Here is a 19,102-nt window from a genome sequence, read left to right on the forward strand (position 1 = left end):
TTATCCGTGATTCGTTTCACTCACCAGGAGAACGAATATGGCGATCCTCGACGGAATCATCGGTCCGATTGCGGGCATCCTCGACAAGCTCATCCCCGACCCCAAGGCGCGCGACGAAGCCAAGCTCAAGCTGCTGGAGCTTCAGGGCAGCCAGGAGATGGAGGCGACCAAGACGCAAATTTCGGCGATCATGGCCGAGGCGCAGTCGGCCGATCCATGGACCAGCCGCGCGCGCCCGAGCTTCCTCTACGTGATGTACGCGTTGCTGTTGTGGGCAATCCCGATGGGGCTGATCGCCGCCGCGCAGCCGCAAATAGCAAAGGACATTGCGGGCGGAATGAACGCCTATCTCAACGGCATTCCCGAGCCGCTCTACGCGCTCTTCGGTACGGGCTATCTCGGCTACACCGTCGCGCGGCAATGGGGGAAGGCGAACGGCACCGACAAATGACGCGGTGCTCGATAGTGTGACCCTGGTTTGACCTTTGCGGCATCCGCCGGCGGTGAGGCCCGCCGGCGCCCGCCCGGTGTCACCGAAAACACTGCGCCGCCGGCCGCCATCGGGATCAGGTTGGAAGGGCCATGCCGCCAAAGACGCTGGAGATGAGGAACCGAGCGGCGATCTGGACCGCTATCTCGTGCGCCGCGAACATCAGGATCATACCGATGATGCCAGCGACGACGACGTAGCCCGGGGCCTTGTCGGCGGGCGATTTCATCAGGATTGGGAGACCGACCCACAGGAGATAGATGCTGTAAAGCCCGATCAGCAAACCGATCCAGGCCAGCGACGGGGCCAGGCTTAGGACAGCGGCAAGCCAAGCGGGCGTGAGTGAAAAGCAGGTTAGCTTCATCGCCTGGTCGAAATTCTTCGCGCCGCCGAAATTGGGTGCCAGCGCGTCGACCGCCAATGCCATCGCCCAGGTCGCTGCGAGCGACAAGGCATACCAAACCAATGCGTAGATCACCGCAAAGGTCGTGAAGAAGCTGCCGGCGAAGAGTAAGAAGCCGATGACGGCGGCGATCGGTCCAATCGCGGCGAGCGGCACCGCCCAGGACAGAAACAGCGATTTGGCGGGCATTGGTTCGGCGTCGATGGCGGGCCACTCGCTGACGGGGTTGAGCACCAGCCGCTGGATCCGCCCGATCATCCCGCCACCAGCTCCCGCAGGTGCACTTGGCGTTACAGGCTGCGGCGGAACGCCCCCGGGCTCGTCGGGAAATTCGCTGGCCATGGATGGTCCCCCCTTCGGTCTTCGTTGCTTGGTCCTACTCTTGTTACGCAACGCGATAATTGGATCGACGCGACATCCTGCGCGCTCTGTTGCGCAACCGCAACCTGTCCCTACATGGTCGGGCATGAGCGACATAATCTGGCACGGCACGACGATCCTCTCGGTGCGCAAGAACGGCAAGGTGATCGTCATCGGCGACGGCCAGGTCTCGGCCGGGCAGACCGTGATGAAGCCCAACGCGAAGAAGGTGCGGACGCTGGGCGACGGATCGGTGATCGGCGGGTTCGCTGGCGCGACCGCCGACGCCTTCACCCTGTTCGAGCGGCTCGAGGCCAAGCTCGAGCGCCACAATGGCCATTTGATGCGCGCCGCGGTCGAGCTCGCCAAGGACTGGCGCACCGACAAGTATCTGCGCAACTTGGAGGCGATGATGATCGTCGCCGACAAGGAGGTGACGCTGATCCTGACAGGCAATGGCGACGTGCTCGAGCCCGAAGCCGGGATCGCCGCGATCGGATCGGGCGGCAACTACGCGCTCGCCGCCGCGCGGGCGCTGGTCGACTATGAGGACGATGCCGAGACGATCTGCCGCAAGGCGATGAAGATCGCGGCCGAGGTCTGTGTCTACACCAACGACCGGCTGACCGTGGAGAGCTTGGACAGCGCGACTTAGCCCGCCGCCCGGCGAAGGCCGGGGCCGCTGCCGCCGAGAGTCCCGCCACGCGCCGGAGACGCGTTGCATCGCACAACGAGTCTCGACTTCGCGGTTCGAGCGTTTAGAGCGTCCCTGCGAAGGAAGAGACGATGACCGACATCCCCAACACTCAGCCAGACAGCCGCGAGACGACGGTGCTCGACGCGCCCGACCAGATGAAATCAGTGCGCGACCTGTTCGGGATCGATTCGGACATGCAGGTGCCGGCGTTCAGCGAAGCCGACGAGCGAGTCCCCGATCTCGACCCGGCCTACGTGTTCGACGCCGACACCACGCTCGCGATCTGCGCCGGGTTCGCGCATAATCGCCGGGTGATGGTCCAGGGCTATCACGGCACCGGAAAGTCGACCCATATCGAACAAGTCGCGGCGCGGCTCAACTGGCCGTGCATCCGAATCAACCTCGACGCGCATATCAGCCGGATCGACCTGATCGGCCGCGACGCGATCGTGCTTCGCGAGGGGCAGCAGGTCACCGAATTCCGCGAGGGCCTACTGCCCTGGGCGCTGCAGACCCCGACCGCTCTGGTGTTCGACGAATATGACGCAGGCCGTCCGGACGTGATGTTCGTGATCCAGCGCGTGCTGGAGACCGAGGGCAAGCTCACCCTGCTCGACCAGAACCGCGTGATCCGCCCGAACCCATGGTTTCGGCTGTTCGCCACCGCCAACACCGTCGGGCTCGGCGATACCAGCGGGCTCTATCACGGGACGCAGGCGATCAACCAGGGCCAGATGGACCGCTGGAACATCGTCGTCGGGCTCAACTATCTGCCGGCGCAGGTCGAGGCGCAGATCGTGCTCGCCAAATCGGGCGAATACGACAAGCCCGAAGGCAAGGCGATCGTCGACAACATGGTCCGCGTCGCCGACCTGACGCGCAAGGGCTTCGTCAACGGCGACATCTCGACCGTAATGAGCCCGCGCACCGTCATCACCTGGGCGCAGAACGCGATGATCTTCGACGATATCGGCTTCGCGTTCCGGTTGAGCTTCCTCAACAAATGCGACGAGGCGGAACGGTCGCTGGTGGCGGAATATTACCAGCGTGTGTTCGGCAAGGATTTGCCGGAGAGCGTGGTGGGGAAGGGGTAAAGGCATGGTAGCGGCAAGCTGGCGGACGGTGGGGACGGTTGGAACGGGTCTGCTGCTCTGCAGCTTGGCGATATTGCCGACCGCTGCCAGCCCGGCCACCGATGTACTTGGATCAACCGGCCAAGGGTTCCTGGTCAGCGGCATGCCTTCTGGGGATCACAGCTACACCAACGGTGATATCGTCTTCAAAGCCGCCTTGGTCTGGGGGCAGGTCGCTCATCTATCGACCGACGTGAGGCTGCCGCTGGATGGACATGCTAAGACTCTTTTCACGGATTCCCCGCTCGTCCGCGTCGCACTACGCAATGTTCCCGGCCTGCGGAATGAGGCCGTCGTTGCGTATTGTTCTCCTCGCGAAATCGAGGACAGCCCCGCCGGCACCATGATGTTGGGTCTGCTGGGCAAATTCATGCGGTCGCGGAGCGATCAGCAATATTGCCTGGCTGATGCCGACGGAGATGGCCGGCTGGACATGGGCTTTGAATTACGCGGAGGTTCTCCTTCGGCGCGCGTCGCGCAACCAATCGCGCCGGTCGCCTTCGATGTACGTGAGAACATGCCGGTTTCGGGCGACAATGACAGAATTTCGATAATCTATTCAGGGACGAAAAACGGCGTTTTCTGGTTTGCGCTCGATCTGCGCCAAAAAGGGAAATCCACGAAGTTCACAACCCTGAGCGCCGGCCAGTATTCGGCGACGCCGATCAACCGAGTAGATGCTCGCCGCGGTCTGCCGGCTCAGGCCAATATTTACGGGGTTCCTATCACGATCAAGGCATATGACAGCGCGACGGGTGCCGTCACGCTAGATTGGCGGGGCGCCGAGACCGGCGAATTCATTCCGGTGGCGACTGAAACGGCTTATCGCGTCCGCTATTATTGACTCCTTGCTGCACATGCCCGCCGACTCCCCCCTCGATCGATTCAAGACCGTGCTCGGCGGCGCGTCGCGGGCGTTGGCGAACGAGCCCGAGGTCGAGCTGGCGTTCACCGCGGATGCGCCGGCGCAGTCGGGCAAGCATATCAAGGTGCCGATGCCGGCGCGGACCTTGCCGGCCGACCAGGTTGCCGAGGCGCGCGGGTTTGCGGACGGGTTCGCGCTTCGGCTCCGGCACCACAATGCCGCGCTCCACCTGAGAGCGGCGCCGGGGGACGCGGTGGCGCGGGCGGTGTTCGATGCCGCCGAGAGCGCCCGCGTCGAGGCGCTGGGGTCGCGCGGCTATGCGGGGATCTCCGACAATCTGGCGCACGCGCTCGACCAGCGACTGCGCACCGACCCGATCACGCGCGCGCGCAGCCGCGATGAAGTGCCGCTACCGACCGCGATCGGGCTGCTCGTGCGCGAACGGCTGACGGGGGAGGAGGCGCCCGTGATCGCACAGCCGGGGCTGACGCTGGTGCGCGAATGGATCGAGGAGAAAGCGGGCGGCGACCTCGACGCGCTGCGGCTCGCGCTCGACGACCAGCGCGCGTTTGCGAGCCTCGCGACCAAGCTGCTCGAGGATCTCGAACTGGTCGAGGGTGACCAGGTGCCTGAGGATAGCGACGAAGGGGGCGCCGACGACGAAGGCACCGACGAGCAGGAGCAGGGCGACGAGGGCGAAGACCAGGGCGAACAGGGCCAGGGCGATGTCGAGGCGCGCGGCGAGCCGTCGGAGTCGGAAAGCGACGACGGCGAAGGCAGCGAAAGCGGCGACGACGATTATGAGGAGTCCGATGGCGAGGCGGATGGCGAGGGCGAGGAGGGGATGCTCCCCGTGCGCCCCAATCGGCCGTTCACCGATTTGTCGCCGCATTTCGACTACAGACCGTGGACCACGCAGTTCGACGAAGTGATCGCGGCGACCGAATTGTGCGATGCCGAGGAATTGACTCGACTACGCTCGTACCTCGACCAGCAGCTCGTCCATCTGCAGGGGGCGGTGACCAAGCTCGCCAACCGGCTACAGCGGCGATTGATGGCGCAGCAGAACCGCAGCTGGGACTTCGACCAGGAAGAAGGGCTGCTCGACGCCGCGCGGCTGGCGCGCGTGATCGTCAGCCCCGGCTCGTCGCTCAGCTACAAGGTCGAGCGCGAGACCGAGTTCAAGGACACGATCGTCACGTTGCTGATCGACAATTCGGGATCGATGCGCGGCCGGCCGATCTCGATCGCGGCGATCAGCGCCGACATCCTCGCGCGGACGCTCGAACGGTGCGGGGTCAAGACAGAGATATTGGGCTTCACCACGCGTGCCTGGAAGGGTGGGCAGGCGCGCGAAAGCTGGCTCGCTGCAGGGCGCCCGCCGCAACCGGGGCGGCTCAACGACGTGCGCCACATCCTCTACAAGCAGGCCGACGAGCCGTGGCGCCGCGCCAAGGCGAGCCTCGGGCTGATGATGCGCGAAGGTCTGCTCAAGGAGAATATCGACGGCGAGGCGCTGTTATGGGCGCACAACCGGCTGATCGCGCGCGCCGAGGAGCGCAAGATCCTGATGGTCATTTCGGACGGCGCGCCGGTCGACGATTCGACGCTGAGCGTGAACAGCGGAAGCTATCTGGAGCGCCACCTGCGCCAGGTGATCGGCTGGATCGAAAGCCGCTCGCCGGTCGAGCTCGTGGCGATCGGGATCGGCCACGACGTCACGCGCTATTACGAACGCGCAGTGACCATCATGGACGCCGACCAATTGGGCGGTACGATCATCGAACAGCTCGCGGCGCTGTTCGACAAGCCATAATCACGCTTACGAAAAGCGGCCATCGACTCCCTATGGGGTGTCGGATAGACTTGATCATCCGACAATAGTCGGCCGTAAAGCGGGGGGTATCATGCCACACATCAAGAGCTTCCATTCGGCGCCGCACTCGGTCGTCCAGTCGATCGTCGCCGCGCAGGCTGCGGCAGGGCACGACGTGTTCGGAGCCGCGGCGGTCGACGATCCAGTCGCCGCGATCACCGCCGCGCTGGAAACCGTGCCGCGCTATCGTTCGCCCGCCCCCCGAGCGCCGCTCGATACCATGGCGCTCCAATCGGCGGGTTTTTTCTCGCATGAATGCACGGCGATGCGAGTCGCCTATATCGACGCCGTGCTGAGCGGCGATACCGCGGCAAGGGAAGAGATTCTCAGCGAATACAAGATGTCGAGCTGCGACGTTACCGGCTGGGCCGGCGCCGCGGCCGAATACCTTTACTGGGATCTCAGCGCGATGAATTATGTCGCCGCGCCGACCCCGCCCGACAACAGCTTCGTCTACGCGCTCCCCGAACAGGACGAACTGACTGTCGGCATTCTCGGCGATTGGGGCACCGGGCAATCGGTCGCCGCAATCGTCGTGGCCGAGATGATGAAGCAGATGCCCGACGTCATCGTCCATGTCGGCGACCTCTATTATGCCGGTACGATGGGGGAGATGGAGGCCAATTATCTCGGCCTGATCGCCAACGCCCGGGCCGCCACCGGATGTCGTGCGCCGATCTACAACCTGCCGGGGAATCACGATTATTACACCAAGGGCGCACCGTTCTACGCTGCGCTCGGCAAGGTCAATGCGGATGCCGCCTTCCCCGCTTCGCCCACAGCTCCCGCGCCGGTGCAACAGGCCAGCTTCTTCGCGCTCTCCAATTCGTGGTTGCAGCTTCAAGGGATGGACACCGGCTACCACGACAGCGATCTGTTCCGGGTCGCCGACGACACCACGCGGCTCAACGACACCGAGGCGGCCTGGCACCTCTACCAGTTGAGCCAGGCGAACGCGGCCAACCGCTCGGTCCTGCTGTTCTCGCATCACCAGGCCTGGTCGGCGTGCGAAGGCATCGGAACCGGTCCCGGCACCGTCGGTGGCACCGACGTGCCGGGCGATGTCGCTGCGCAGGCGGCGGGTTTCAACTTCGCCCAAGCGCGATCGGCGATGCCGATGGCCTCATACAACGTGAACCTGCAACGGCAGCTGGCGAGCGTCGCTCCCGGCACCGTGCTCGCATGGTTCTGGGGTCACGAGCACGTGCTCGAAGTCTATGATCAGGCGGCCATCGCGAAATCCACGGTCAACGGCAATCCGCTCGCCGACCTGTTTCGCTGGGTTCCGTACGGCGCGTGCGTCGGCCACTCGGCTTTCCCGATGCTCGATATCGATAAGCCCTATGGGCCGGCGACGCCGGACGTCGTCTACAACCCCGATATCGTCGTGCAGACCCGTGCCGCCCACGGCGCCAACGTTTACGACCACGGCTTCACGATGGTGAAGGCGACGCGCAATGTCGGCGGCCCGGCCAGCGCCGTCGCGACCTATTACGCGGTCGCGGCCGACGGCAGCGGCGCGGCGGTGGCGGGATTTCCCAAGACCTCCACGATCGCTTGACGATCTTGGACAGCAGGACGGCGACGGGATAAGCCCGATCGATGGTCGATCCCGCCGTCATCGCACCCCCGGGTGGCTTCACAGGCCCCGTCAAACGCTCGATCACCATTGCCGGCCACCAAACGTCGATCACGCTCGAACCCGTTTTCTGGCAAGCGCTCGACGAGGCGGCGCGGGCGCGAGGGTTGCCGCTGTCGGCGCTGGTCGCGGCGATCGACGCCTTGCGCATCGAGGCGCGCAATCCGCCCAACCTCGCCAGCGCGCTGCGCAGCTGGGTGCTGGGCGATGCGCGAAATGAGAATTATTCTCAATAGCGTTGACACTGCGAACGACTCTCAATAGCGAATCTCCCGGCAAGGGAGATAAGAGTGACTCGCAACAATGCCGCCCGCAGCGTCGCCAGGCCGGCTTTCCTGGCCTTGTCGTGCGTCGGCGCCTTCGCGACGCACCCGGCGTTCGCGTCCGGCGGCCCCGATCCGCTCCCGGCGAACGATGGTGACGATGACGGCCAAGACCATCGCGACATCGTCATCAACGGCAAGCGCATCAAGCAGGACTCGGGGCCGAAGGACGTTGCGCCGGTCGTCGACACGCCGAAGTCGATCATCGTCATCCCCGGCAAGGTGATCGAGGAGACCGGATCGGACTCGCTGCAAGGCGCATTGCGCACCGTTCCCGGCATCACCTTCGGCGCGGCGGAAGGCGGCAATCCGATCGGTGACCGTCCGTTCATCCGCGGGTTCGACAGCCAAGGGTCGATCTATGTCGACGGCGTGCGCGATCTGTCGTCGCAGACTCGCGAGACCTTCGCGGTCGATTCGATCCAGATCGTGCGCGGATCGGATTCGACGCTGGGCGGACGCGGGTCGGCGGGCGGTACGATCAACATCATCTCAAAGCTGCCGCAGATGGGCGATTTCGGCAGCATCGCCGCGAGCTACGGCAATGCGGAATACAAGCGGATTTCTGGTGACCTCAACATCCAGCTCCTTCCTGGCGTGGCATTCCGTGTCGAGGGGCTGTGGCACGATCAGGACGTGGCGGGGCGCGACGCGATCTGGTCGCGGCGCTGGGGCGTGGCGCCGTCGCTGACGATCGGCCTCCGTACCGCGACCCGGCTGACCGCGAGCTATTACTATCTCGAAAGCCACGAACTTCCCGACAGCGGACTGCCCTATCTCTACACGATCGCCAACGCGCCGGGGGCGGGAGAGATCTTCACTTCGCCCGCGCTCGGCCACGTGACGCTCGCCAATGGCCGGGCCGGCGTGGTCGATCGCAGCACGTTCTACGGGCTCGCCGACCGCGATTTCCGCGATGCGACGACCAACCAGGCGACGCTGCGGGTGGAGCACGATTTCGGATCGGTCACGCTGCGCAACACCGCGCGGTTCAGCCGCAGCGATCAGGCCTATATCTACCTGCTGCCCGACGACAGCACCGGCAACGTCTACAACAGCGGCCAGGCCTGGCGCCGCGCCAACACGCGCTACGGCTATTCGACCGGCCTGACCGACCAGATCGATCTCTACGGCACCTTCGCCACCGGCGGCGTCAAACACAGCTTCGCGATCGGCAGCGAATTCTCCTGGGAAAAGGCGCGTCGCGGCACGTTCGTCACGCGCGGCTATCTCAACGCGTCTGGGGTCGAGCAATTGTCGGCCGGTTCGACGATCAGTCCGCGCTGCAACGCCGACACCGTCGCGCGTTATTATTGCACCAGCCTGTTCGCGCCGAACCCGAACGATCCGTGGGTGAATTACGCGAGCGACACCTCGGCCACGGTGTCGCCGATCGTCAAGTCGCTGCCGATCGAGGAGACGCAGAACGACGCCAGCACGATCAGCGTCTACGGCTTCGATTCGATCACGCTGACGCCGCGGCTGATTATCAATCTCGGCGCGCGGTTCGATCGGTTCACGTCGGTACTGACGCCGGGCCAAGCCTATGCCGCGACCACCAGCGTCAAGCTGTCGCGCACCGACGAACTGTTCAACTGGCAGGCGGGTCTGGTGTTCAAGCCGAGCAAGGATACCAGCCTCTACGCGAGCTACGCCACGGCGGCGACGCCGCCCAACACGCTGCTGGGGGAGGGGCGTGAGGACAATGCGCTGCCGACCGGCGGAAGCGCGGCCAACCTGGTCCTGCTCGACACCCTCAAGGTCCAAAAGACCAGAACGTATGAGGTCGGCGCCAAGGGTAGCCTGCTCCACGACAAGCTCGCGCTCGGGCTCGCGGTGTTCGAGACCAGGATCGACAATGCGCGCGTCATCGACGCCGACAACAATGTCGCGTTCCTCGGCAAGACGAGGATCCGCGGCGTCGAATTCACTGCCAACGGGGCGATCCTGCCCGGCTGGAGCGTGTTCGGCGGCTACACCTTCCTCGATGCGAGGATCGTCGATGCGGGCTTTACCGCGCTCACCGCGCCGGCGGTGGCGGGGCAAGCGGCGAAGACCGTGCTGGTGCCGTCGGTCAACACCGGTCGCCAGGTGCCGCAGACCGCGCGCAATTCGATTACTTTGTGGACTTCGTTCGACGTCACCAAGCGCTTCACGATCGGCGGCGGCGCGTTCTTCATGGATCGGCAATATGGCGGCTATGCCGACAATCGCGCCGCCACGCAGGACAGTGCGGGTGTCGTTACCGTTACACCGGCGACCAGGATATTGTCGCGCGGCGTCCCGGCCTATTGGCGCTTCGACGCACGGGTCGCCTATCGTTTGACCGATCATGTCCAGCTCAGCGTCAACGCGCAGAACCTGACCGACAAGGCGTATTTCTCGCAAGTCTACACCAACCATTATGCCACGATTGCGCCTGGGCGGACGGTATTCGGCACAGTGGAGTTCAAGTTTTGACCCCCGCGCTGAGCCTAGCCGATATCATCGCGTTTGCCGATGACGGCGAGGCGGAGGCGCAGGCGCTGTACGGCCAGATGCTGCTCGACGGCGTGCATGTCGCGCGCGACGCGCGGGCGGGATTCGGCTGGTTCGTGAAGGCGGCGGCGCAGGGGCACAAGATGGCGCTCAACATGGTCGGGCGCTGCTACGATCTCGGCTGGGGCGTGCGCATCGACAAGACTCGCGCCGCCGAATGCTTTCGAATAGCGGCCGAACAGGGGCTCGACTGGGCGATGTACAATTACGCGACCTTGCTGGCGCTCGGCCAAGGCGTGGCGGAGGACAAGGCGACGGCGCTCGGCTGGTTCGAGAAGGCCGCGCGGATGGGAAACGCCAAGGCGGTCAACTTCGTCGGCAGCTTCCACGAGGATGGTTGGGTCGTCGCGCGCGACGTAGCGAAGGCGGCCAAGCTCTACGCGCGCGCCGCGGCGGGCGGCGATTTTCGCGGGATGTTCAACCACGCCCGGATGCTCGGGGCGAAGGGCCGGACCGAGGAAGCGCTGCGCTGGATCGAGCGCTCCGGGGCGAGCGCGACCGCGGCCTTCGTCACCAAGGCGGCGGCGTTCCTCGATGCTTCGTCGGTGCCGGCGTTTCGCGCGCGCGGGCGTGCCGCAATCGAGCGGGGTGCCGCTGAATGTTGATCGCCATCCCCGACGTGCTCGACGCAGCCGGCGTCGCCAGAGTGCGCGGCTTGATCGATGGCGCCGGATGGATCGACGGCAACGCGAGCTCCGGGCACCAGTCGGCGTTAGCCAAGAAGAACGAACAACTGCCTGAGGACTCCGCGACCGCGCGTGAGGCGGGGAACCTCGTGCTCGACGCGCTGTCGGCGAATGCGTTGTTCGTCGCCGCCGCGCTTCCGCTCAAAGTCTATCCGCCGCTATTCAACCGCTATGCCGGCGGCGACGCGTTCGGCGCGCATGTCGACAGCGCGATTCGCATCCGCCGCAGCAGCGACTTTCGGGTGCGCAGCGACCTGTCGGCGACGCTCTTCCTCGCCGATCCCGACGATTATGACGGTGGCGAGCTGGTGATCGAGGGCAGCTTCGGCGAGCGACGCATCAAGCGCCCCGCCGGGCACATGGTACTGTACCCCGCGTCGAGCGTGCACCGCGTCGAGCCAGTGACTCGCGGCACGCGCGTCGCGTCCTTCTTTTGGGTGCAGTCGATGGTCCGCGACGACGGTGCGCGCCGCATCTTGTTCGAGCTCGACCAAGCGGTGCAGGACATCGCCGCCCAGATTGGCGCGAACGACCCGGCCGCAGTGCGGCTGACTGGCACCTATCATAACCTGCTACGGCGTTGGGCTGAGGCTTGAAGACAAGAATGACCAAGACCGGCCTGCGTAGAGCGTGGTTTCAAGTGCATAAATGGATCGGGCTCGCGCTCGCGATCCTGATCATCCCGCTGTGCGTAACTGGCGCGGCTTTGGTGTGGGATCAGGCGTTGGACCATGCGATCAATCCGCAACGGTACGCGACGACCGCCGGACCAATGCTCGCGCCCGACCGGCTAGCCGCCAGCGCGCAAGCGGCGATTGGTCCCGGCGATCGTCTTGCCACGCTCAAGATGCCGACCGAGCCGGGCGACCCCGCGGTCGCCGCGAGCGGGGCGAAGCCGACCAGCGTGCAGGGGCCTTCGCCGCGGGCCAACGTCTATCTTGATCCCGCGACCGGACGGGTGCTCGACGTGTCGAACAGCCGATCGGGGCTGATCATGGTCGTGCATCAGCTGCACGGCACGTTGCTCGTGCCCGTCTGGGGCCGCTCGATCATCGGCTGGATCGGCGTCGCGATGCTGGTTTCGTGCTTCACCGGGATTCGGCTTTGGTGGCCGGCGGTGGGCAGTTGGGTGCGCGGTCTGCGCTGGCGGCGGCATCGCAATCTCGACACCAACCTCCATCATCTGTTCGGGTTCTGGATCGCGGTGCCCCTGTTCGTGCTGTCGCTGACCGGCGCCTGGATCAGCTTCCCATCGTTCTTCGGGCCGCTGGTTCGGGAGAACGGCCGAGCCATGGGCTTCAGCGCCGAGCGCGCCGCCTTGAACAAGGCGCAGCCGCTCGCAGCGACCGCCACGTCCCTGGCGGTTGCGCAGGCGCGTGCGCTGGCGGTGATTCCGGGACAGATCACACAGGTTACGTGGCCGAACGATTACCGGGCGGCGTGGCAGTTCGCGATCAAACCGCCCAAGGGAATGCCCGCGACCGTCGCCGTGGACGATAGCAGCGGTCGCGGATCGATCGTCGCGGACGTCGATCGCGGACAGGCCGGCATTGCCCGGTCGATGCGGCGAATCCACGATGGCACCGACATGGGCATCGTCTGGCAGATCGTCATCTTTCTCGGCGGCCTGCTTCCGGTCGGGCTGGCGGCGACGGGGGTGATGATGTGGTGGCGGACGCGGAGGTGGAGAGCGGAGCTGGACGGCCACAAGCAGCGCAAGCTGGCAGACTGAGCAAGCCTCGCGGCGAACCCGCGTCGTCGGACCTCGCCACGCGACGCGGGTCGGTCTTGCCGGTGTCGCGCGCCGCTACGCTACGCGCGTGCCAACCGTGCCCTACCGCCCCAATAGCACCCGCGCTTGCCCGGCAATCTGTGCGAGCATCGCCGCATTGGGCGCCGCCGCCGTGCGCGCGCGATCGACCACGCCCTTGAATTGCGCGACCCGGCCGGCATTCGTACCCAGCCAGACGTCGACCGCCGCTTCGGGGTCCTTGCCTGCCGCCCGCTCGAGGAATTCGAGCCGCAATTGCTGGAAATCGCGCGCGAGGCCGGCGATCAGCAACCGTTCCCACGGATCGCTCGACACGATCCGCGCGGCATTGGCTTGCGCCCAGTCGAGCCCCAGCGCCTGGCCGAGATGCGTGAACGCGCGCGTCAGCACGGTCTCATCCAGCCCGAGCTCCGCGCCAAGGTCGGCCAAACCGACGGCGCCGTCGAGCTCAAACAATCGCACGACCTTTTTGGCCAACGCCGCCGAGGCACCCGCGACTTGAAGGTTGGCCGAGATGCGCGCGCTCTGGCTCGACGCTTCCTCGAGCAGCAGCTCGCGGGTCTTGCGGTCGAGCGCGGCGACACCGCCGCCGAGCCGCGCGAGCGCCTCGCCCGGCCCGGTTCCCGGCATCGTCACGCGCAGCAGGTCGGCGATCTGGCTGCGCACCGCGACCGCGACTTCGTCGAACAGGGCAAGGCGCCCCGCCTCGGGCATCGGCGTCGTCTCGATCTCGGCCCACAATTTTTCGAGGTCGAACAGCCGCTCGACCACCACGAACATCGCCGCGATGTCGGCCATCGCCGCGCCTTCCTCCTCGGCCAGCTCGAACGGGTGGAGCACGCCCAACCGGTTGATGATCCGGTTGGCGAGCTTGGTAGCGACGATTTCGCCGCGCAGGCGATGCTGGTCGATCGCGTCGGCAAACTTCTTGCGCATCTTTTGGGGGAAGGCCGCGTGGAGATCGGGCTTGAGCTCGTCGTCCGCCCCCAAGTTACCGCGCTCGATCGCATCCTGCAGCGCGAGCTTGGCGGTCGCGAGCAGCACTGCGAGCTCGGGCCGCGTCAGTCCGCGGCCTTCGGGCGCGCGGCGCAGCAGCGTGCCGTTGTCGGCGAGCCCCTCGACCGCGCGATCGAGCCGCCCGCTTGCTTCGAAAATCTCGATCAGCCGGACATAGCTCGGCAGCGCCTGCGCGCCGTCCTGTTCCATGATCGACAGGGCAAGCGTCTGGAGGCGATTGTCCTCGAGCACGAGGTGCGCGACGTCGTCGGTCATCGACGCGAGCAACGTGTTGCGCGCGGCGAACGCCAGCCGGCCCTCGATCATCTCGCGATTGAGCGCGATCTTGATGTTGACCTCATTGTCCGAACAATCGACGCCCGCCGAATTGTCGATGAAGTCGGTGTTGATCCGGCCGCCGCGGCTCGCGAAGGCGATACGGCCTGCCTGCGTGACGCCAAGGTTCGCGCCTTCGCCGATCGCGATCGCGCGCAATTCCTCGGCGTTGACGCGCAGCCGGTCGTTGGCGGGGTCACCCACCTCGACATGGTTCTCGCTCGCCGCCTTCACATACGTGCCGATGCCGCCGAACCAGATCAGGTCGGCGGGCGACTTGAGGATCGCGGAGATCAATGCCGCGGGCTCGAGCTCGTCGGCCGCGATGTCGAGCGCCGCCCGGACTTCCTTGGTCAGCGCAATCGTCTTGGCGGAGCGCGGAAACACCCCGCCGCCCTTCGAAATCAGCGCCTTATCATAGTCTTCCCAGCTCGATCGCGGCAGCGCGAACATTCGCGCACGCTCGGCCCAACTCGCCGCCGGGTCGGGGTCGGGATCGAGGAAGATGTGGCGATGGTCGAACGCCGCGATGACCTTGAGCGTCTGGCTCAGCAGCATGCCGTTGCCGAACACGTCGCCCGACATGTCGCCGCAGCCCACTACCCGGATCGTCTCGGTCTGCACGTCCACGCCGCGCTCCGCGAAGTGGCGCTGGACCGAGATCCACGCGCCCTTGGCGGTGATCCCCATCGCCTTGTGGTCGTAGCCCTGGCTGCCGCCGCTCGCGAACGCGTCGCCGAGCCAGAAGCCGCGCGACACCGCGATCTCGTTGGCGACGTCGGAAAAGGTCGCGGTGCCCTTGTCGGCCGCGACGACGAAATAGGGGTCTTCGGCGTCGTGGATGGCGACGCCTTCGGGATGCACGACACGCCCCTCGACGATGTTGTCGGTGATCGACAGGAGCGTGCGGATGAAGATGCGGTAGCTCTCGGTGCCTTCGGCCAGCCAGGCATCGCGGTCGGTGACAGGCGAGGGGAGCTGCTTGGGATAGAAGCCGCCCTTGGCGCCGGTCGGCACGATCACCGCGTTCTTGACTCGCTGCGCCTTCATCAGCCCGAGGATCTCGGTGCGGAAGTCGTCGCGACGGTCGGACCAGCGCAGGCCGCCGCGCGCGATCGGCCCGGCGCGTAAGTGAATGCCCTCGACCCGCGGGCTGTAGACCCAGATCTCGCGCCACGGCAGCGGCGCGGGGAGGCCCGGTATCTTGTGGCTGTCGAGCTTGAATGCCAGCGCTTCGTCGGCCGCCGGGGTAAAGGCGTTGGTGCGCAACGTGGCCGTGATCACGCTCTTGATCGCGCGCAGGATGCGGTCGTCGTCGATCGCCGAGACTTGATCGAGGCCCTTGGCGATCGCCTTCTCCGCGAGCGCGACGCCGTCGCCACGCGTGCCGTGCGGCGCGTGCGCGGCGCAGAACCGGTCGATCAGTGCCTGCGTGACGTGCGGCGCGCGGCGCAGCGCGTCGACCACCGTGGTCAGGCCGTAAGTCAGCCCGCCCTGGCGCAAATACCGGAACCATGCTCGGAACAGCACGGCGGAGGTCGGCGCCATGTTGAGGTCGACGATCAGACGGTTGAACGCATCGTTCTCCGCAGTGCCTTCGAGGACCTGCGCGATCGCTGTCTCAAGCGTCTTGGTGTCGCCGTCGAACACGTTGGCGGCGCCGCCCGCCGCTTCGATCAGGAACTCGTGGATGAAGCCTTGGCCGTCGTCGGTCAGCGCGGTCGGCACTTCCTCGATCACGCGGAACCCGAAATTCTCGAGCACCGGCACCGCGTCGGAAAGCGCGATCGCGCCGCCCAGGCGGTAGAGGTTGAGCCGCGCCTGGCCCTTGTCGTCGCGATACAGCCGCGCGGCGCGATCACCGGGGCCATCGAGCGTCGCCAGCGCGAGGATGTCGCGCGCTGCCTCGTCGGTGGTGTTGACGGTGCGATAGCTTTGCGGGAAGCAATTCGCCCAGCGCAGCGTGAGCCGCGTCGCGCGGCCCGGATCGAGCTCCGACAGCGCCGCCTCGACGCCCGGCGCCCAGCCGCGCATCATCCGCGCCAGCCGCTGGTCGAGCGCCGCCTCGTCGGGCATCTCGCTCTTGCCGCGCAAGTCGATCGTATAGCGAATCAGCGCGACGACATCGTCCATCGCGACCGCCCAATTGAGCAGCGCGCCGCCCGCGGCCTCGCTCAGCATGTCGCCGATCGCTCGCCGTCGCACGGTCGTCAATTCGTCACGCGGCAGCCAGACGAACGCGAACAGGTGGCGTCCGAGGTGCGACTTCGCCAGCACGAGCTTGGGCCGCGGCCGGTCGGCGAGGCTCATCGCGGTCAGCGCGACGTCCTCGAGCGCTTGCGGCGCGAATGCGATCAACAGGTCGTGCGGCAATGTCGTCAGCGCATGTTCGAGCGCCTTGCCGGCATGCCCCTTGGGATCGAACCCGAACTTTTGCTGCAGCTCGGCAAGCCGGGTGCGAAGCAGGGGAACGTCGTCCGGCGGGGTGTTGAGCGCGGCCGAGGTCCACAGCCCCACATGGATCGACAGACCCGAGACCTTGCGCCCGTCGCGGACCGGAACGGCGATCAGGTCGAGCGGAATGTGGCGATGGACGCCCGAGACGAAGTTGGACTTGAGCAGGAGTGGAGCTTCGTTGCCTTCCTCGAACCATTTGACCGCGAGCGCGCGCGACGCTTCGGCGAGGATCGGCGAGTCGTGCCTGTTGCGGCAGATCCCGAGCGGCGTCTTGGCCCCGCCGTCGCGCCCGTAATAAGCGTGGCCGAGCAACGTGAAATGGCGATCCAGAAACCAGTCGAGCAGCGCCGCGCCCTCACCGGTCAGCGCTGCCGCGTCGGCCTTCATCGCTTGTTGCAGCGCCACCCAGTCGCCCACCGCGGCACGGACGTCCTTGAGGTTCGCTTCGAGCGCGGCGAGCAGGCTACGCCGTTCGCGCGCGTCGGCGCGCTCCATCTCGATATAGATCATCGATTCGGGATTGCCGTCGCCCACCGCCATCAATCCGCCCGACGGTTCGCGGCTGACCGGGATCACCGGATGGATGATGCGATCGACCGCGATGTCGTGCGCGGTGATCGTCGCCGCGATCGAATCGACCAGGAACGGCATGTCGTCGTTGACGATCGCGACGCGCATGCGGCGATTGGGGTCGTTGGCCGCGATCGGCTCGATCACGATCGTCGGCGCGCCGGGCGGCCGGTTATAGGCGGCGGTCGCGACGAAGTTCGCTGCCTCGGCGCGCTCGGCCTTGCCGAACCCATGCAATTCGCCCGGAAGCGCGCCTTTGATCAGCCGGTCCGCTAGCGCGTCCGACAGCGATTTCAACGAAGTCTTGGCCATGGCGCAGCCCTATGCTCCCGCCATGCCAAAGGCTCAAGGTTGTTTCAGGTGTTACCGAATTGGCTGGCTTACATCGCGGCTTTGAGCGTGCGTGCGGCCAGCGCGGGGTCGTTGGCGACCGACGCGACGATGTCGAGCGTGCCGTCGCCGGTCGCGCGACCGAGCAGCACGACGAGCTCGCCCGGCTCCAGCCCGGTCGCGAACTCGACGCTGGCGAGCACCAGGCGCTCGGCGATGTCGGCGAGCGGATCGCGCGCTTCGGCCTTGGCCGGGTTACGTGCCGATCGTTCGGCGGCGACCACGGCCTTGATCCCGCCTTCGACGGTCTCGAGGACTTGCGTGAGCTGCCCCGCAGGGATGGCGTGGCGGCGGGCATGCGCGAGCACCGCCGCGAACTCGGTCAGCCGCGCCTTGTCGTAATCGGCGCCGAACACGAGCTTGGCGACCGCGGTCATCGGCGCGCGCTCCTGCACCGTTACATTGCTGTCGGCGAGCAGCTCCTGATAGCTTTCGCGGTCCGCATCGGCGGCGAGCCCGAAATCGTGCGCGCGGCCGAGCGCGCGATAGAGCGCGGCGCGGCTGCGCGTGTCGGCGGCGGTCGCGGCGTGCGCGGTCGCGCGCGCCTGGTGAAGCTTGCCGGCGAGATCGTCGGCTTCGGCCTCGGGCGCGCTTTCCGCGACCGGACCATCGGCCCAGATCGGGGTGGTGGCCGCCGGCTTGGGCGCGCTGCGCAGCGCGGCATCGACTTCCGCGGTCAGGCTCGCCTGGGTGTCGGCGTCGACCAGTTCCTTCCAGTTGATCACGCCGTAGATGAAGTCGATCGCGTCGTCGTTCGACGAGAATGGCATCAAGATCCCGCGATACATCGTGTTGTGCCCGCGCAGCCCCATGAACTCGGCTTCGAAGCCGATCGGCGCGCGGTTGGCGATGATCTGGAGATAATGGTCGGTCAGCCGCGACAGCAAGGACCGGCTCGGCACTTGCGAGATGTGGGTGATCGACTTGTCGTGCCCGGTTTCTTCGCGCAGCGCGGTGCCGAGGAACGCAATGCGCGGATCATCGACCCCTTGGGTGAAGTCGAGCAGCACCGAATGCGGGCCGAAATCGGCGATGTTGGCGGGGTCGAGATCCTCGATCGACGGATAGGCGCGGCCGCGCAGCAGCGACACCCAATGGTTGTACGCACGGACGTGCATGCGGCGCTCGTCGGTGCCGATCTCGGCGGGCGCGGGCTCGTCGACTTGCGGCTCGGTGACGCCGCTGTCGGTCAGCGCCTCGACATCGTCCCTGTCCTCATCGAAGCCGCGCTGCGTGTCCATTCATCGTCCCCAAGGGCCCAAAACTGCCCATTCGTCCGGACGTTGTGCGCCGGGCGTGGTAAAGGTTGCGTAAACCGGATTTCGGCGATGCCGAACGAGCGCGGGCGCCCGCTTGTCAGCCCAAAGGAGACCTGTTAATCGCCGCCGCCTTGCCGTGCCCAACGGGCGCGCGCCGGCCGCCTTAGCTCAGCTGGTAGAGCATCGCATTCGTAATGCGGGGGTCACAGGTTCGAGTCCTGTAGGCGGCACCATCCCCCAATCGTTCCGCTCGGAATCGCGCTGGACTCTGTTGAGGGTTGCGATAGCGTATCGATCTGCTCGTCGTGCTGGT

14 protein-coding genes and 1 tRNA gene are annotated in these 19,102 nt (G+C 66.2%); 12 read left to right on the forward strand and 3 right to left on the reverse strand.

Annotation, left to right across the window (positions count from 1 at the left end; all coding sequences use genetic code 11):
* The first annotated feature begins 37 nt into the window (after positions 1 to 37).
* Complete coding sequence (locus tag VH326_RS13155) at positions 38 to 451, forward strand: holin family protein (protein WP_329632291.1); 414 nt, start codon at positions 38 to 40, stop codon at positions 449 to 451.
* Positions 452 to 566: 115 nt separating this feature from the next.
* On the opposite strand, the gene VH326_RS13160 is transcribed toward VH326_RS13155, so the two are convergent.
* Complete coding sequence (locus VH326_RS13160; protein ID WP_329632292.1) at positions 567 to 1,370, reverse strand: Yip1 family protein; 804 nt, start codon at positions 1,368 to 1,370, stop codon at positions 567 to 569.
* On the opposite strand from VH326_RS13160, the gene hslV reads away from it, so the two are divergent.
* The 10 genes from hslV to VH326_RS13210 all read left to right on the forward strand — a co-directional run bounded on the left by hslV (position 1,360) and on the right by VH326_RS13210 (position 12,742).
* On the forward strand, positions 1,360 to 1,908 hold the full coding sequence (gene hslV / locus VH326_RS13165) for an ATP-dependent protease subunit HslV (RefSeq protein WP_329632293.1): 549 nt from the start codon (positions 1,360 to 1,362) through the stop codon (positions 1,906 to 1,908). The two genes, VH326_RS13160 and hslV, sit on opposite strands and share 11 nt — an antisense overlap.
* A gap of 131 nt (positions 1,909 to 2,039) precedes the next feature.
* The gene (gene cobS, locus VH326_RS13170; RefSeq protein WP_329632294.1) at positions 2,040 to 3,044 is read left to right on the forward strand and encodes a cobaltochelatase subunit CobS; all 1,005 of its coding nucleotides are present in this window, start codon (positions 2,040 to 2,042) and stop codon (positions 3,042 to 3,044) included.
* A gap of 4 nt (positions 3,045 to 3,048) precedes the next feature.
* Entirely contained in the window at positions 3,049 to 3,927 is an 879-nt protein-coding gene (locus VH326_RS13175) for a hypothetical protein (protein ID WP_329632295.1), read from the forward strand.
* A 13-nt stretch (positions 3,928 to 3,940) separates the two neighbouring features.
* Positions 3,941 to 5,764: a cobaltochelatase subunit CobT gene (gene cobT, locus VH326_RS13180; protein WP_329632296.1), complete on the forward strand. Its 1,824-nt coding sequence runs from the start codon at positions 3,941 to 3,943 to the stop codon at positions 5,762 to 5,764.
* A 91-nt stretch (positions 5,765 to 5,855) separates the two neighbouring features.
* Positions 5,856 to 7,385 (forward strand): metallophosphoesterase, encoded by a 1,530-nt coding sequence (locus VH326_RS13185; RefSeq protein ID WP_329632297.1) that lies wholly within the window; start codon positions 5,856 to 5,858, stop codon positions 7,383 to 7,385.
* A 41-nt stretch (positions 7,386 to 7,426) separates the two neighbouring features.
* The gene (locus VH326_RS13190) at positions 7,427 to 7,699 is read left to right on the forward strand and encodes a ribbon-helix-helix domain-containing protein (RefSeq protein WP_329632298.1); all 273 of its coding nucleotides are present in this window, start codon (positions 7,427 to 7,429) and stop codon (positions 7,697 to 7,699) included.
* A gap of 54 nt (positions 7,700 to 7,753) precedes the next feature.
* Positions 7,754 to 10,246, forward strand: a complete 2,493-nt coding sequence (locus VH326_RS13195; RefSeq protein ID WP_329632299.1) for a TonB-dependent receptor — start codon at positions 7,754 to 7,756, stop codon at positions 10,244 to 10,246.
* On the forward strand, positions 10,243 to 10,929 hold the full coding sequence (locus VH326_RS13200) for a tetratricopeptide repeat protein (RefSeq protein WP_329632300.1): 687 nt from the start codon (positions 10,243 to 10,245) through the stop codon (positions 10,927 to 10,929). The genes VH326_RS13195 and VH326_RS13200 overlap by 4 nt, the downstream gene beginning before the upstream one ends.
* Entirely contained in the window at positions 10,923 to 11,606 is a 684-nt protein-coding gene (locus VH326_RS13205; protein WP_329632301.1) for a Fe2+-dependent dioxygenase, read from the forward strand. The genes VH326_RS13200 and VH326_RS13205 overlap by 7 nt, the downstream gene beginning before the upstream one ends.
* A gap of 44 nt (positions 11,607 to 11,650) precedes the next feature.
* Positions 11,651 to 12,742, forward strand: a complete 1,092-nt coding sequence (locus tag VH326_RS13210; RefSeq protein WP_329632302.1) for a PepSY-associated TM helix domain-containing protein — start codon at positions 11,651 to 11,653, stop codon at positions 12,740 to 12,742.
* A 102-nt stretch (positions 12,743 to 12,844) separates the two neighbouring features.
* Here the strand turns inward: VH326_RS13210 and VH326_RS13215 are convergent, their stop codons facing one another.
* Both VH326_RS13215 and VH326_RS13220 read right to left on the reverse strand, forming a co-directional pair.
* The gene (locus tag VH326_RS13215) at positions 12,845 to 17,452 is read right to left on the reverse strand and encodes an NAD-glutamate dehydrogenase (protein ID WP_329632303.1); all 4,608 of its coding nucleotides are present in this window, start codon (positions 17,450 to 17,452) and stop codon (positions 12,845 to 12,847) included.
* Positions 17,453 to 17,520: 68 nt separating this feature from the next.
* Positions 17,521 to 18,771, reverse strand: coding sequence for a hypothetical protein (locus tag VH326_RS13220; RefSeq protein ID WP_329632304.1), 1,251 nt, complete (start codon positions 18,769 to 18,771; stop codon positions 17,521 to 17,523).
* A 175-nt stretch (positions 18,772 to 18,946) separates the two neighbouring features.
* Between VH326_RS13220 and VH326_RS13225 the strand changes: the two genes are divergently transcribed.
* Positions 18,947 to 19,022: transfer RNA gene (locus VH326_RS13225), tRNA-Thr, on the forward strand.
* Positions 19,023 to 19,102: the final 80 nt, after the last annotated feature.

The sequence above is a fragment of the Sphingomonas sp. genome, from assembly GCF_036269755.1.
GTDB lineage: Bacteria > Pseudomonadota > Alphaproteobacteria > Sphingomonadales > Sphingomonadaceae > Sphingomonas.